The following is a 13,850-nucleotide window of genomic DNA, read 5'->3' as shown; positions in this document are numbered from 1 at the left end:
GAGCCGGTCCGTGACCACCGTGTCACCCCTTACCGCCGTACGGACGTGAGCCCTACCGCTCTCAGCCTGCCGTATCGATCGCGCGAGTGCCGCATCTCCGAAGCGGTTCGGGGAAGGCCCCTTTAAGGTGGCAAGTAGAGCGAGCGGAAATCGCTTCCACCGCTCTTCGCCTCGGAAGGGACGATCGGTGATGTCCGAGACCGCACCACGGAACCGACCCGAGAACCCCGCCACGGAACCCGCCGCCGGTACGCCCAAGACGCTGGGCGCCGGGCCCGGCATCGCCGCGCCGGGCGCCGCCACCGATCGGCCCCGGCGGGGCGGGGGCGACCCGGCCCTGCGGGGGCGCACCACCATCGCCGACGGCGTCGTCGAGAAGATCGCGGGTATGGCGGCCCGCGATGTGGTCGGCGTCCACGCCATGGGCGGCGGTCTCGCACGCACCTTCGGGGTCGTACGGGACCGGGTGCCCGGCGGCCGGTCGGTCACCCGCGGGGTGAAGGCGGAGGTGGGGGAGGTGCAGACGGCCCTCGACCTGGAGATCGTGGTGGACTACGGCGTCTCCATCGCCGATGTCGCACGGGCCGTACGGGAGAACGTGATCGCGGCGGTCGAGCGGATGACCGGCCTCGAGGTCGTCGAGGTCAATATCGCGGTCAGCGATGTGAAGTTGCCGGACGAGGAAGAGGAATCGCCGGAGCCGCGGCTCCAGTAGGCCGGCAGCGGTTCCGGTCGGCTCCAGCGAAGGAGCACACGATGAGCATGGCCGTGGTCGGGATGATCGCGGGAATGGCGCTGGCTTTCGCAGGTTACTTCGGTGGTTTCGGGGCCTTTCTGCTGGTGGCGGCGTTGGGAGCCGTCGGGTTCATCGTCGGCCGGTTCCTGGACGGTGATCTGGAACCGGGCGACTTCTTCCGTTCCCGTGGCCGTGACGGACGGCCGCGGTGAGCGCCATGACGACCGTAAGGACATGCCGTGGTGGAGCCGGGTGAGCGGGGCGCGACGCGGATCGCGGACCGGGTCGTCGCGAAGATCGCCTCGCAGGCGGCGCGGGAGGCGTTGCGGGGCGGCGGCGCGACGGATTCCAGTGGGGACGGCGGTGCGGAGATGGGCGCGAATGCCGGTGCGGACCCCGCTGCGAACCTCGGTGCGGACCCCGCTGCGAACCTCGGTGTGAACCCCGGGGTGAACTCCGGTGTGAGCTCCGGTGAGATCGCCCTCGCCGATGTCGTGGGCGCGGCGCGGCCGTACGCGGTCGCCGCGGTGCGCGGGGGCGTCGCGCGCGTCCGGGTCGCCGTCGAGCTCGGCTATCCCTCGGACATCGGCGCGCACTGCGGTGCGGTGCGTCGTCAGGTGATCGAACGGGTAAGCGAGATGACGGGCATGGAGGTGCCCGAGGTCGCGGTGACGGTCGAACGGCTGCATGTGCCGCGGTGGGAGCGCCCGGAGCGCAGGGCGCGTCGGGGGAGGGACAGGGTGCGATGAACGCGGACCAGAAGATGCGTCAGTCCGCCTCGGCGTCGGCGTACGGCGCGAGGGCGGGGACGGGTGTCGGTGCCGGTGCCGGGGACGGGGATCCGCCCGGGCGGGTCCGGCGCTTCTGGTCCGAGCGGCGGGTACCGGCCGGGATCGTCGCCCTGGCCGTCGCCGCCGTCAGCGGGCTGCTGCTGTACGACGTGGCGGCCGTGCGCTCGGGGCGGCGCGCCATGCGGTGGCGGGACTGGCTCGCCGATGAACTCGCCGCGCGGCCGCTGGACAGCGCGTGGATGGTGGCCGGGGCGGCGCTGCTGGCCGCGCTGGGGGTGTGGATGGTGGTCATGGCGATGGCGCCGGGGCTGCGAGGGCTGCTGCCGATGCGCGCGCCGGAGCCGGAGCGGGAGTCGGGATCGGGATCGGGGTCGGGGGCGGGGGCGGAAGCCGCGGCGGCCGTTCGAGCGGGAATCGACCGGACGTCGGCGGGGCTGGTGCTGCGGGACCGGGCGATGGAGGTGCCCGGTGTCCGGTCGGCCCGCGTGGACGTCGGCCGACGGCGGATCAGGGCCCGCGCGCTGGCCCACTTCCGCGATCTCGACGAGGTGCGCGCGGATCTGGACGCCGCCCTCCACGAGGGCATCCGCCAACTGGGCCTGGCCAGGCCGCCCGCCCTCTCCGTCCACGTACGGCGCTCGGCGAAGTCGAAGGGGTGAGCGCGCCATGCTGAGTGTCGTCAACCGGGTGCTGCTGGGGCTCGTGGGTCTGGTGCTGGCCGCCGTGGGCGCGGTGATCCTGGCCGGGTGGCCGCCGTTCGACGGCCGCGACGATGTGCTGCTCAGCCGGGCGGACCGCACGCGGTGGCGGGACACCGGATGGTTCTGGCCGGCCGTCATCGCGGCGCTCGCGGTGCTGTTCGTGCTGTCCCTGTGCTGGTTCCTGGTCCAGTTGCGCCGGCGTCGCCTCCAGGAAGTGCTCGTGGAGACGGGCGACGGAGAGGGCGCCCTGCTACGGGGCCGCGCCCTGGAGGCCGCGTTGTTGTCGGACGCGGAGTCGCTGGACGGCGTGGAGCGCGCCCACGTCCTGCTGCGGGGCCGCCGGACGACACCGGAGGCCCGGATGGGCTTGGCGCTGGACGCTCGGGCGGACCCGCTGTCGACTCTGGACGCGGTGCGAGCGGAGGCCCTGGAACGCGCCCGCACATCGGCGGGCCTCGAGGCCCTCCCGGCGGAGGTGCGGCTGAGGGTGGCCCGGCACGGAGCGGAGCGAGCCCGGTAACGCCCCGTGGCCGCCTCCGGCGGGATTCCCCACCCCGCCCCTTCCCGAAACGCATGGACCCCGCCCCCACGACCCCCGGGGGGCTGCGCCCCACGAGCCCCGGGGGGTTTGCGCCCCCATGCCCCGCTAGGGCTGCGCCCCAAGCCCCTGCCGGGGGGCTCTACTTCCACGCCCCTGGACGGGCTGCGGCTCCCGTCCTCGCTGGGTAGCGCCCCCGCGCGACCCACCCCGGGCTCTACCCCTGGGCCCTCGGCGGGCCCCCGCCCCCGGCCCCGCTCCTCAAATGCCGGAGGGGCTGAGTTCGCTCGGTGTCCGTCTCTGCGCCAGCGGGTCGCGGCCGTGGTTCAGGTGGCTGACCCACGGGCCGGGCAAGTCGGGCGGACCGTGCCGGAAGCCAGCCTCTCCGGCGATTGAGGAGCGGGGTCCGGGGCGGAGCCCCGGTGGGGGGCTAGGGGGCGGAGCCCCATAGTTTCGGGGAGGGGCGGGGTGGGGGAATGCGCGCCGCAGGCGCCCACGGCCCGCGCTTGGCGTCCGGCCGTGCCGTGCCGTGCCCAGGTCGTACCCAGGTAGCGTCCAGCTCGTGGCCCCGGTCGTGCGCAGATCGTGCCCGGTCGTACCCGGGACGTGCCCAGGTCGCACGCAGGACGTGCCCAGGGTCGTATCCCAGGACGTGCCCAAGTGGTGTCCATGTCGTGCCCAGGTCATGGGCGGAGCTCCGTGGGCCCACCCCCAAGCCCCCTCAGCCTCAGATGTTGTGGAGGGCCCCGCCGTCCACCGGAAGCATCAGCCCGGTCAGATACGACGCCGCAGGCGACAGCAGGAACGCCGCGGCCTTGCCGAATTCCTCGGGCGTCCCGTACCGCCGCAGCGCAATCGCCGCCGCGTTCCGCTCCCGCGCGGCCTCCGCGTCGCCGGAGAGGGAATCGAGCTCGCGCACGCGGTCGGTGTCGATGCGGGCCGGGAGGAGGCCCACGACGCGGATGCCGCGGGGGCCGACCTCGAGGGAGAGGGACTTGGCGAAGCCCGCGAGGCCGGGGCGCAGGCCGTTGGAGACGGTGAGGCCGGGGATCGGCTCGCGGACGGAGCCGGAGAGGACGAAGCCGATCACGCCCCCGGAGGGGAGCTGCTCCGCGGCGGCGCGGGCGAGGCGGACGGCGCCGAGGAAGACGGAGTCGAAGGCGGCCCGCCACTGGGCGTCGGTGATGTCGGCGGTCAGCCCGGCCGGCGGGCCGCCGACGCTGATGAGGACGCCGTCGAAGCCGCCGAACCGCTCCCGGGCGGTGGCGATGAGGCGGGCCGCCACCTCGGGGTCGGCGTTGTCGGCGGCGACCCCGACCGCGTTCGGCCCGAGGTCGGCGGCGACGGCGGCCGCCGTATCGGCGTCACGGCCGGTGATGACGGTCTTCGCACCGTCGGCGATCAGCTCACGGGCGGTCGCGAGCCCCAGCCCGCGGGTGGCTCCGGTGACGATGTACACCCGGTCTTTGAGTCCAAGATCCATGGGGTCAGTCTGCCCTGGGCCGTTCCGCGAGGGTGAGGGCGGTCCCCACCAGCCCGATGTGGCTGAACGCCTGCGGGAAGTTGCCGAGCTGCCGGCCGGTCGCCGGGTCGTACTCCTCGGCGAGCAGCCCGACGTCGTTGCGGAGCGCGAGGAGGCGTTCGAAGAGGCCCCGGGCGTCCTTGTGGCGGCCGGCCAGCTGGAGGGCGTCGGCGAGCCAGAACGAGCAGGCGAGGAAGGCGCCCTCGGAGCCGGGGAGGCCGTCCACGCCGCCGTCGGTGGTGTAGCGGCGGATCAGCCCGTCCTCGCTGAGCTCACGGCGGATCGCGTCGATGGTGCCGAGGACCCGGGGGTCGGTGGCGGGGAGGAAGCCCACGCGCGGGATGAGCAGGGTCGCGGCGTCCAGCTCGGCCGAGCCGTAGGACTGGGTGAAGGCGGACCGCTCGGGGTCGTAGCCCTTCTCGCAGACCTCGCGGTGGACGGCGTCGCGCATCGCGCGCCAGCGGTCCGCGTCCCCGCCCAGCCGTGGGTCGGCCTCCATCGCGCGGACGGCGCGGTCGGCGGCCACCCACGCCATGACCTTGGAGTGGACGAAGTGGCGGCGGGGCCCGCGGACCTCCCACAGCCCCTCGTCGGGGTCGCGCCAGGCCGACTCCAGGAAGTCCATCAGCGCGGTCTGGATCTTCCAGGCGTGCGGTTCGGCGGGCAGCCCGGAGGCGCGGGCGAGGTGCAGGGTGTCGAGCACCTCGCCGTAGATGTCGAGCTGACGCTGGTCGACGGCGTCGTTGCCGACCCGGACCGGGGTCGAGCGCTCGTACCCCTCCAGCCAGGTCAGCTCCTGCTCATGGACCCGGCGCTCGCCCGCCAGGCCGTACATGATCTGCAACTCGGCCGGGTCGCCGGCGATCGCCCGCAGCAGCCAGTCGCGCCAGGCGACGGCCTCGTCGTGGTAGTCGGCGCGGAGCAGGGCGTTCAGGGTGAGCGTGGAGTCGCGCAGCCAGCAGTAGCGGTAGTCCCAGTTGCGGACCCCGCCCAGCCGCTCGGGCAGCGAGGTGGTGGGGGCCGCGACGATCCCGCCGCTCGGCGCGTAGGTGAGCGCCTTGAGGGTGATCAGCGAGCGCATGACGGCGTCCCGGTACGGGCCCTCGTAGCGGCAGCGGGCGGCCCAGCCGCGCCAGTCCTCCAGGCTGGCGCGGAGGGAGTGGTACGGGTCGACGAGCTGGGGGCGGGGCTCGTGGGAGGGGTGCCAGGTGAGTACGAAGGCCACCTGGTCCCCGGCCGAGACGGTGAATTCGGACCGGGTGCTGAAGTCCTCGCCGTAGGTGCGTACCGCGGGCTCCGAGCGCAGCCATACGGAGTCCGGCCCGGCGATCGCGATCCGGTGGCCGTCGGTGCGGCGCACCCAGGGGACGACCCGCCCGTAGTCGAAGCGGAGCCGCAGGACACCGAGCATTTCGACGTTGCCGGAGACGCCCTCGACGATGCGGACGATGTCCGGGGCGCGGTCGCGCTGCGGCATGAAGTCGATGACCTTGACCGTGCCCGTCTCCGTCTCCCAGACCGACTCCAGGACGAGGGAGTCGTCGCGGTAGGCACGGCGGGTGCAGGCGCCCGCGCCCTTGGGGGCGAGCCGCCAGTGGCCGTTGTCGCGGTCGCCGAGGAGCGCGGCGAAGCAGGCGGGGGAGTCGAAGCGGGGCAGGCACAGCCAGTCGATCGAGCCATGGCGGCTGATCAGTGCCGCCGTCTGGTGGTCACCGATGAGGGCGTAGTCGTCGATGTGCTGGGCCATGTCGGGGCGCTTTCCCGGGGAAGCGGGGTTCTAGGCCCCTGCCCGGCCAAGATCCGCTGGACGGCGCGCCTGGCGGAGATCCGCTGGACGGGACCCCGGCGAGGATCCGCTGGACGGGGCACCCCGCCGGGATCCGCTGGACGAGGGCCTATGGCTGTCCGGCGGATCGGTGGAACTCTCCCCTCCCCGCCCCTTCCCGCGGAGCGCTTAGTCTGCCGCGGCCGTGGCGGGCACCTGCTCCGGCGTCGCCGCCGCCTTCGCGGCCTCGGCGGCGCGGTCCCGGCGCTCGCGGCGGGCCAGCACGAACCAGCCGATCGGCACACCGGCGGAGAACAGCCACCACTGGACGGCGTACGCCATATGCGGGCCGATGTCGCTGTGGTTGGGTGCGGCGACCGGCTGGGGCTGCTTGCCGCCCTTGGGGGAGGACGAGGTGAGCTCGATGTAGCCGCCGAGGACGGGCCGGGACAGCGCCTTCGCCTGCTGCTCGCTGTTGATCAGCGAGACCTGGCGGGGCGGCAGCCCCTGCTTGTCCTTGATGCCGCTGTTGCCGGTGGTCTCGTCGGCCTTCAGCCGGCCGGTGACGGTGACCTTGCCGGAGGGGGCGGCGGGGACCTTGGGGAACTTGGTGAGGTCCGTGCCCGCCGGGATCCAGCCCCGGTTGACCAGCACCGCGCGGTCGTCCGGGAGCAGCAGCGGGGTGAGGACGAAGTAGCCGATGGACTGCTCGTCGGAGCCGGTGCGCTGGCGGACGACGACCTCATGGGCGGTGTCGTAGGTGCCGGTGGCGGTCACCGTGCGCCAGGTGTCGTCGCGGGGGACCGTACGGCCGGGGGCGGTGAACTTCTCGACGGCCACGGCCGGGGCGTCGAGGTTGTTCCCGATCAGCTGGTTCTGCGCGACCCGGTGCTCATGGCGGTGCAGCTGCCAGAAACCCAGCCTGATCATCGTCGGGATCAGGGCCAGGGCCACGAGTGTGAGGATCACCCACTGCCGGGTCAACAGGAAGCGGTACACATCCTTGACCCTACTCGGCGTGGATTGTCCCTCGGCCGCTGGGGGCGCCCCGGGACAATCCACGCAGGTGGCCGGGTTCACACATGGTCGACGATGCCCACCTTCCCTTCCGCCCGCGCGCAGTGCGCACAGCAGTAGAACTGGCCGTCGGCCTCCACGCCCTGCCCGATGATCTGGGCCCGGCAGTGCTCACAAATGGGCGCCATGCGGTGGATGGCGCACTGGAAACAGTCGAAGACGTGCACATTGCCCTGTGCGTGCACTTCGAATGTCATCCGGTAGTCGTTTCCGCAGACCTCACAACGTGCCATGCGCCTCAGCGTGCGGGGCCGCGCGGTGGCGGGCGAGCGGCGGGCGGGCGCGTCGCGCCGACTTCACCTGTTTGTCGGCGGCGCTGGGGTGACGTCCTGGAGGAGTTGCATAAAGGCCGCCTCGTCGATGACGGGCGTGCCGAAGGAGCGGGCCTTGGTGGTCTTGGACGTGGGTGACTCGGGGTCGTTGGTGACCAGCACGCTGGTGAGCCGGGAGACGCTGGTGGCCACGTGCAGCCCGGCCTCGACGGCCCGGTCCTCCAGCAGCTCGCGGTCCACGGAGGTGTCCCCGGAGAACGCCACCCGCATGCCCTGGACCAGCTGCCCGCCCGGCTCGTAGCGCCCGGGGTTGGGGTACGGGCAGGCGGGGCGCTTGCGGCTGGGGCGCCAGGTCTGCCGGTACGACCGCTGGCGGCCGATGGCCGGTCCTTCGGACCACTCGGTCAGCGGCTGGCAGGCCAGCAGCGGCAGCCGCAGCCCGGTCTCGGCGGCCCGGTGGAGGCTGGGCCGGAAGGTCTCGGCGAGCACCCGCGCGTCGTCCAGGGCGTGGTGGGCGCGCCGCTGGACCACCCCGTAGTGCGCGGCGAGGGTCTCCAGCTTGTGGTTGGGCAGCGGCAGGCCCAGCTCCTTGGAGAGGGCGATGGTGCACAGCCGCTGCCGCACGGGCGCGGCGCCGCGGGTGCGGGCGTACTCGCGGGCGAGCATCGACCAGTCGAAGGCGGCGTTGTGCGCGACCAGGACGCGGTCGGCCAGGCGCTCGGAGAGCTCCGCGGCGATCTCGGGGAAGCGCGGGGCGTCCGCCAGCATCTCCTCCGTCAGACCGTGGATCCACACCGGGCCGGGATCGCGCTGCGGATTGACCAGCGTGTACCAGTGGTCCTGCACCGCGCCGCGGGCGTCGAGCTGATAGACCGCCGCGGAGACGATCCGGTCGTCGCGGGCGAGGCCGGTGGTCTCCACGTCGACGACCGCGTACCCCTGCGGATAGGTGGCCGGCCAGGAGGACGGCGGGGCGAGGTGCGGGGCGGCTGCCGTGGGGTCTTCGAGCATGGTCAATGAGGATACGGGCCGTCACCGACAACCCTGACCGGCGGGCCGGTCGGGACGTACGCCGCCTGGGGGTTGACGGGGCGTCGGGCCCGGTCGGGGCCGGTCGGAGCGGGTACGACCGCGGGTCGGAGCCGTACGCCCGCGGGCCGGAGCCGGTACGCGGCGGGTCAGAGCTTGGACAGGGCCAGCTGGAGATCGATGTCGCTGACGAGAAGGCGGCCGGCGCGCTTGTCACCCGGGCGGTCGGGCACCGTCACCTTCACCCCGGGCGAATCCCCGGTGAGAACCGTCACCTTGGCGCCGTCGAAGCGCGGGGCCCGCCGGCGGATGACGGACTTCAGGCGGTCGGCGGCCCGTTCGGCGGTCCGTTTGCCGTCGGTGAGGGCGCAGATGACCCCGGATGTCTGCTTCGCGGACTTCGCCAGCTGTCCGGTGGCCGAGAGGCGCACGGGGTCCTTGGGGTTCTTGCCGCCGAAGTCGACGCGGTAGACATCGCCCAGGCAGTCGCCCAGCGCCCGGTAGTCCGGGTCGTCCGCCACGGACTTGCCCTTGGCCGGGCGCACCGCCGACAGATCCTTGCCGGCGTAGCCGAAGGAGATCTCGTCCTTGGCGACCTGGAGGGTGATCCCGTCCTTCGCCCAGACGGTCTCGCCGTGCCAGGTGCGCCGGGCGAAGCCGCCCGTCTTGAGCTTGGCGGCGATGCGGTCCGCGTCGAAGGAGCCCTGCCAGTGCCCGGCGTATCCATTGGTCACATCGGTGTCGATCATGGCTGGATCGAGGCCATAGGCATGGGCGTTGAAGCGGTAGCCCGTCATCAGTGGACTGCCCGCCTGGCCGACGGTGCGGAACCGCTGGGAGTCGCCCTTCTCCAGGGACCGCACCCGGGCGGCGTCGAGATAGGAGACCTGCGCCCCCGTCGGGCCCGCGGTCGAGATGTGCCCCACCGCCTCCATCAGGGCTGAGGGGGAGTCATCGCCGCCCGACCCGGAGGAGCACCCCGTGGTGAGCGCCGACAGCAGGCAGGCGAAGGCTATGCCACCGATCCGGAACCGTTCTCTGGCTCTGCGCACAGGCGGGGAGCTTAATCGGCCATGCCGCCATCGGCCATGCCGTCCGAGGCGAGACCTGTTGGGCGAGACCTGTTGTTGACGCCGCATCTACCATACTTGTTGGTAACTACCTCTAGCGGCGGCCTCACCGGCGGTTCTATGTTGCGGACATGCCGCACCTCCCGAATGCCGTGATGTGGTCGATACCGGCCTTTGTGCTGCTCGCCGTCGTGGAGATGGTGAGCTACCGCTTCCACCCCGATGACGACGCCGAGGGCTACGCGGCGAAGGACGCCGCGACCAGTGTCGGCATGGGGCTCGGCAGCCTGGTCTTCGATCTGCTGTGGAAGATCCCGATTGTGGCGATCTACGCCGCCGTCTACGAACTCACCCCGCTGCGCGTCCCGGTGGTGTGGTGGACGCTGCCGCTGATGCTGCTCGCCCAGGACTTCTTCTACTACTGGTCGCACCGCGGGCACCACGTCATCCGCATCCTGTGGGCGTGCCATGTGGTGCACCACTCCAGCCGCAAGTTCAACCTCACCACCGCCCTGCGGCAACCGTGGACCACCTGGACCGTCTGGCCGTTCTACGTGCCGATGATCGCGCTCGGGGTGCATCCGGCGGCGGTGGCGTTCTGCTCGTCGGTGAACCTCGTCTACCAGTTCTGGATCCACACCGAGCGGATCGGCACCCTGCCGCGCCCCGTCGAGTTCGTCTTCAACACCCCCTCGCACCACCGCGTCCACCACGCCTCCCAAGGCGACTACCTGGACCGCAACTTCGGGGGCATCCTCATCGTCTGGGACCGGCTCTTCGGGTCCTTCGTCCCGGAGACCGAGCGGCCCGTCTACGGCCTGACGAAGAACATCGACACCTACAACCCGCTGCGCGTGGCCACGCACGAGTACGTGGCCATCGCCCGCGACATCGCGGCGGCGCGGGACTGGCGCGAGCGGGCGGGCCGGGTCTTCCGGGGGCCGGGCTGGCAGCCCGCGGCGGCCGCGGAGGCAGGTCTCCCGGCGGCCGGTTCCCCGGAGGCAGGTTCCCCGGATGCCGGGCGGCCGGAGCCGGTCGGCGAGAGCGTGCGGTGACGGCCGCCGCCGGGCGCGCGACGACGGTCCTGCGGGCCCTCTTCGCGCTGCTGACCGCCGTTCACCTGGGCGCGCTGCTCGTGGACGCCACCACCGTCGTCCACCTCACCAAGCCCGCCCTGATGCCCGTGCTCGCCGTATGGGCGCTGGCGCGCGGCGGGCCGTGGCCGCTCCCGGCCGCGCTGCTGTGCGGCTGCGGGGGCGATGTGCTGCTCCAGATCGGCGGCGAGACCGCGTTCCTGGCCGGAATGGGGTGCTTCGCGGTCGGGCACCTCTGCTATCTGACGCTGTTCGCCCGCGCCGGGTGGCGGTGGCGCCGTACGGCGCCCTGGGCGGCCGCCGGGTACGGGGCCGCGTGGCTGGGCACGGTGGCCCTGCTGTGGCCCGGCCTCGCGGCGCAGCTGCGGCTTCCCGTCGCGGGCTACAGCCTGCTGCTGACGGTCATGGCGCTGGCCGCGCTCGGGGCGGGTGTGCGGACCGGGCTCGGCGGGGCGCTGTTCATGCTCTCCGACACCCTGATCGCGGCCGGGCTCGCCGACTGGCCACGGCCGCCGATGCCGCAGTTCTGGATCATGGCCACCTACATAGCCGCCCAGTGGCTGCTGACGGAGGGGGCGACGCGCGACGCGGTCCCGCGCCCCGCGCTGGAACGGGCGCTCGTCAGCCCGTGACGACCGTAAGGCTGTGACGACCGTAAGGTCGCCACGTTCGTCAGTCCGTGACCGGCAGCCGCCTGAGCCGGACCACACGCAGCGGATCCGAGTGGCGGTCATGGCTCAGCTCCCAGCCCCGGGCGCGTGCCGCCTCGACCACGTAGCCCGCGCCCACCCCGCGGTACTCGCGCACGGGGATGTCGTGCGGGCCTGGCGGCGGGGCCTTCTTCGCCTTCTGGGCGGCCAGTTCCTTGGCGGTCCAGGCCGCGATGCGCTTGTCGACCCGGGCCCGGTAGAAGGCCGCGTCGCCCTCGTGGCGCAGCTCCGGGAGCGTCACGCACCAGGCGGGCCACACCTTCACGCTGTCCCCGAACTTGTCGATCAGGCCGAGGAACCCCTTCTCGAACCCGGGGATCACCGTAAGGATCTCGGCCACGATCCCGAAGGCGATGAAGCCGAGGAAGATCACCACGATCAGCGCCCACCACAGCGGCAGCAGCAGTACGGTCAGCACGAACCGGACCAGCAGCGAGAAGGCCGGCCGCGGCGGCAGCGGTCCCCAGGAGTCGTCGTGGTGCACGGGAACGGTGTCCTCTCGCGGCCTTCTGGGAACACGTACGGGCCGCCGGGGCGGCTGCTCCGCCCCGGCGGCCCGTGCATTGTGTCAGCCGGTCACTTCTCGACCGCGTCCAGGGCGTCCGCCAGCCCGGCGCCGTAGAAGCCGTTGTACCGCTTGCCGCCCTCGCACACCGCGTCGGCCGTGCCGTCGCCGTCGATGTCGTACGGCGTCGGGCAGGCCAGGTCGTCGGCCTCGGCCTTGAGCAGCGCCTTCACCTGCCAGGGGGAGGCGTGCGGATGGGTGCTCTTGATGAGCGCCGCGACACCGGCCACATGCGGCGAGGCCATCGACGTGCCCGCCATGTAGCCGTACTGTCCGCCCGGCAGCGTGTTGTAGATCAGGCCGCTGGTGGCCGGGGGCTCGGGCTTCTGGTAGACGGTGCTGTCGCCGCCGGGGGCCGCGATGTCGATGATCCCCAGGCCGTAGTTGGAGAACGAGGACTTGAGCCCCTTGGCGCCGGTCGAGGCGACCGTGACGACGCCCGGCAGCTGGGTCGGGATGTCCAGGCAGACGCTCGGGTCCACCTCCCGGTCACCGGGGGTGGTGTCGTTGGGGCTGGAGGGGTCGGTGATGGTGTCCGAGGTCAGGTCGTAGTTCTCGTTGCCCGCCGCGGCCACATTGACCACACCCCGGCGCTCGGCGTACGACGAGGCCCGGCGCACCGCCTCGACCAGGGCCTTCTGGTCCGGGTCCGTGGTGCAGTTGAAGTACCACGGGTCGGTGTAATAGCTGTTGTTGGTGACGTCCACGCCGTGCTCGGCGGCCCAGACGAAGCCGCAGACGACCGCCTCGGTGTAGAAGAACCCGGCCGTCGTGGACACCTTGATCCCGGAGACCTTGACCCCCGGGGCCACACCGGTGACGCCGATGCCGTTCTTCGCGGCGGCGATCTCGCCCGCCACATGCGTGCCGTGCGGGGACTCCTCGGCGCTCGGCCGCCAGGCGCCGTCGGCGGTGTCCGGCTTGCCCGTCACACAGTTGACGGACGCCTTACGGTCGAAGTTCGGCGCCAGATCCGGGTGGGTGTCGTCCACGCCGGTGTCGATGACCCCGACGGTGACCTTACGGCTGCCCAGGCTCTTCTCATGGGCCTTGTCCGCCTTGATCGCCGGCAGATCCCACTGCAACGGCTCCAGCGGGTCCTGCCCGGCCTTCGCCTTCGCCGCCACCGCCTGCCGCTGCTTCTCGCTCAGCAGCTTCGGCGTGTCGATGTCGTCGGTGGACTGGGCGGGCAGCGGGGCGGTGCGGGTGTTCCCGGCGGAGGTGACGCCGCGCACCTTACGGACGGTCTTGGCGAAGTCCGGGTTGGCGGAGTGGACGACGATGACGCCGATCCGGTCGTAGGACACGACGACCGTGCCGCCGGCCTGGGCGATGGCCTTGCGGATCCGGGACGGGTCCTGCCCCGGGCGGGTGTTGACGACATAGCTCAGGGACGGACCGTCGGCCGTGGCGGCCGCGGTGGCGTGGCCGTCCCGGCCGAGCGCGGTGGCGGTGGTGGGCAGGAAGACCAGCGCGGTGGTGAGCGCCATGGCGGCGGGTATCGCGGCGGTGCGCAGCGGCAGGGAGGTGCGGCGCGGCGTCATGGGTACTCCGGTTCTCTCGACGGTTCTCTCGAGGTGGCTGAGGAGGCTCTGGGCGGGCGGACCGGGCTGGATCGTCAGCGTTCCGGACCGGGGGCGCGGACGCGCGCTCAGCGCGCCACTCGGGGGACGTGGAGCCCCCGGGCGCGGGCGGCGGTCCGGCGGGCCGCGTCAACGGCGGCGGTCCGGCCGGGGTCATCCGCACAAGCGAATGTGCGCGCCCTCGTGGCGCGGCTCCCGCGCGCCGCCTCGATGGCCCGGGACGCCGCGGAACCGGGGCAGAGGCGGCGGGGAGTGGTGAGGGGGTGGTGCGAAGCCGACGGGCCGTCAAAGGCCCGCCGTCCGGGTCTTGGAGGAGCCGATCTCAGATGAGCCATGGGGTCTCCACTTCATCCGTACGGGCCGCCCGAACGCCGTCCGTGGCTGGGCGGGTACATGA

General features: G+C 72.7%; 15 protein-coding genes. 7 read left to right on the top strand and 8 right to left on the bottom strand.

The window, feature by feature from the left end:
* The first annotated feature begins 190 nt into the window (after positions 1–190).
* The 5 genes from ACT2CW_RS41260 to amaP are packed head-to-tail and all read left to right on the top strand — an operon-like array spanning position 191 to position 2,748.
* Positions 191–715, top strand: a complete 525-nt coding sequence (locus ACT2CW_RS41260) for an Asp23/Gls24 family envelope stress response protein (RefSeq protein ID WP_182469067.1) — start codon at positions 191–193, stop codon at positions 713–715.
* Between the two features lie 41 nt (positions 716–756).
* A complete protein-coding gene (locus ACT2CW_RS41255; protein ID WP_020872298.1) occupies positions 757–948 on the top strand; it encodes a hypothetical protein in 192 nt (63 codons plus the stop codon).
* Positions 949–975: 27 nt separating this feature from the next.
* The gene (locus ACT2CW_RS41250) at positions 976–1,485 is read left to right on the top strand and encodes an Asp23/Gls24 family envelope stress response protein (protein ID WP_445520300.1); all 510 of its coding nucleotides are present in this window, start codon (positions 976–978) and stop codon (positions 1,483–1,485) included.
* On the top strand, positions 1,482–2,186 hold the full coding sequence (locus ACT2CW_RS41245; protein WP_445520299.1) for a DUF6286 domain-containing protein: 705 nt from the start codon (positions 1,482–1,484) through the stop codon (positions 2,184–2,186). The genes ACT2CW_RS41250 and ACT2CW_RS41245 overlap by 4 nt, the downstream gene beginning before the upstream one ends.
* Before the next feature lie 7 nt (positions 2,187–2,193).
* Positions 2,194–2,748: an alkaline shock response membrane anchor protein AmaP gene (gene amaP, locus ACT2CW_RS41240; protein WP_037949532.1), complete on the top strand. Its 555-nt coding sequence runs from the start codon at positions 2,194–2,196 to the stop codon at positions 2,746–2,748.
* A 745-nt stretch (positions 2,749–3,493) separates the two neighbouring features.
* On the opposite strand, the gene ACT2CW_RS41235 is transcribed toward amaP, so the two are convergent.
* From ACT2CW_RS41235 to ACT2CW_RS41210, 6 genes are all read right to left on the bottom strand, one after another.
* Positions 3,494–4,249: an SDR family oxidoreductase gene (locus tag ACT2CW_RS41235; RefSeq protein WP_432045518.1), complete on the bottom strand. Its 756-nt coding sequence runs from the start codon at positions 4,247–4,249 to the stop codon at positions 3,494–3,496.
* 4 nt (positions 4,250–4,253) lie between these two features.
* On the bottom strand, positions 4,254–6,035 hold the full coding sequence (locus ACT2CW_RS41230) for a glycoside hydrolase family 15 protein (RefSeq protein WP_445520298.1): 1,782 nt from the start codon (positions 6,033–6,035) through the stop codon (positions 4,254–4,256).
* 207 nt (positions 6,036–6,242) lie between these two features.
* On the bottom strand, positions 6,243–7,052 hold the full coding sequence (locus ACT2CW_RS41225) for an SURF1 family cytochrome oxidase biogenesis protein (protein ID WP_445520297.1): 810 nt from the start codon (positions 7,050–7,052) through the stop codon (positions 6,243–6,245).
* 77 nt (positions 7,053–7,129) lie between these two features.
* Positions 7,130–7,363, bottom strand: coding sequence for a hypothetical protein (locus ACT2CW_RS41220; RefSeq protein WP_037949523.1), 234 nt, complete (start codon positions 7,361–7,363; stop codon positions 7,130–7,132).
* Positions 7,364–7,426: 63 nt separating this feature from the next.
* Positions 7,427–8,413 carry a DEDDh family exonuclease gene (locus ACT2CW_RS41215; protein ID WP_182469072.1) on the bottom strand — a complete coding sequence of 329 codons (987 nt, stop codon included), beginning with the start codon at positions 8,411–8,413 and terminating at the stop codon, positions 7,427–7,429.
* Between the two features lie 167 nt (positions 8,414–8,580).
* Entirely contained in the window at positions 8,581–9,483 is a 903-nt protein-coding gene (locus ACT2CW_RS41210) for a hypothetical protein (RefSeq protein WP_445520296.1), read from the bottom strand.
* 149 nt (positions 9,484–9,632) lie between these two features.
* Here ACT2CW_RS41210 and ACT2CW_RS41205 point away from each other — a divergent pair, with 149 nt between their 5' ends.
* On the top strand, positions 9,633–10,556 hold the full coding sequence (locus tag ACT2CW_RS41205) for a sterol desaturase family protein (protein ID WP_445520295.1): 924 nt from the start codon (positions 9,633–9,635) through the stop codon (positions 10,554–10,556).
* Positions 10,553–11,227: a lysoplasmalogenase gene (locus tag ACT2CW_RS41200; protein ID WP_445520294.1), complete on the top strand. Its 675-nt coding sequence runs from the start codon at positions 10,553–10,555 to the stop codon at positions 11,225–11,227. The genes ACT2CW_RS41205 and ACT2CW_RS41200 overlap by 4 nt, the downstream gene beginning before the upstream one ends.
* A gap of 40 nt (positions 11,228–11,267) precedes the next feature.
* Here ACT2CW_RS41200 and ACT2CW_RS41195 read toward each other — a convergent pair whose 3' ends face one another.
* Entirely contained in the window at positions 11,268–11,789 is a 522-nt protein-coding gene (locus ACT2CW_RS41195) for a hypothetical protein (RefSeq protein WP_414083626.1), read from the bottom strand.
* Between the two features lie 92 nt (positions 11,790–11,881).
* The gene (locus tag ACT2CW_RS41190; protein WP_445520293.1) at positions 11,882–13,414 is read right to left on the bottom strand and encodes a S8 family peptidase; all 1,533 of its coding nucleotides are present in this window, start codon (positions 13,412–13,414) and stop codon (positions 11,882–11,884) included.
* Positions 13,415–13,850: the final 436 nt, after the last annotated feature.

The organism is Streptomyces sp. NEAU-174 (assembly GCF_052665095.1).
The sequence above is the reverse complement of the archived record's forward strand: the minus strand, read 5'-3'. Positions and strand labels throughout refer to the sequence as shown.

What these genes read in the sequence shown, in the direction of transcription:
- ACT2CW_RS41260 (WP_182469067.1), top strand. Translation starts at nt 191, where the DNA reads ATGTCCGAGACCGCACCACGGAACCGACCCGAGAACCCCGCCACGGAA.
- ACT2CW_RS41230 (WP_445520298.1), bottom strand. Translation starts at nt 6,035, where the DNA reads ATGGCCCAGCACATCGACGACTACGCCCTCATCGGTGACCACCAGACG.
- ACT2CW_RS41220 (WP_037949523.1), bottom strand. Translation starts at nt 7,363, where the DNA reads ATGGCACGTTGTGAGGTCTGCGGAAACGACTACCGGATGACATTCGAA.
- ACT2CW_RS41190 (WP_445520293.1), bottom strand. Translation starts at nt 13,414, where the DNA reads ATGACGCCGCGCCGCACCTCCCTGCCGCTGCGCACCGCCGCGATACCC.
- amaP (WP_037949532.1), top strand. Translation starts at nt 2,194, where the DNA reads ATGCTGAGTGTCGTCAACCGGGTGCTGCTGGGGCTCGTGGGTCTGGTG.
- ACT2CW_RS41245 (WP_445520299.1), top strand. Translation starts at nt 1,482, where the DNA reads ATGAACGCGGACCAGAAGATGCGTCAGTCCGCCTCGGCGTCGGCGTAC.
- ACT2CW_RS41205 (WP_445520295.1), top strand. Translation starts at nt 9,633, where the DNA reads ATGCCGCACCTCCCGAATGCCGTGATGTGGTCGATACCGGCCTTTGTG.
- ACT2CW_RS41235 (WP_432045518.1), bottom strand. Translation starts at nt 4,249, where the DNA reads ATGGATCTTGGACTCAAAGACCGGGTGTACATCGTCACCGGAGCCACC.
- ACT2CW_RS41215 (WP_182469072.1), bottom strand. Translation starts at nt 8,413, where the DNA reads ATGCTCGAAGACCCCACGGCAGCCGCCCCGCACCTCGCCCCGCCGTCC.
- ACT2CW_RS41255 (WP_020872298.1), top strand. Translation starts at nt 757, where the DNA reads ATGAGCATGGCCGTGGTCGGGATGATCGCGGGAATGGCGCTGGCTTTC.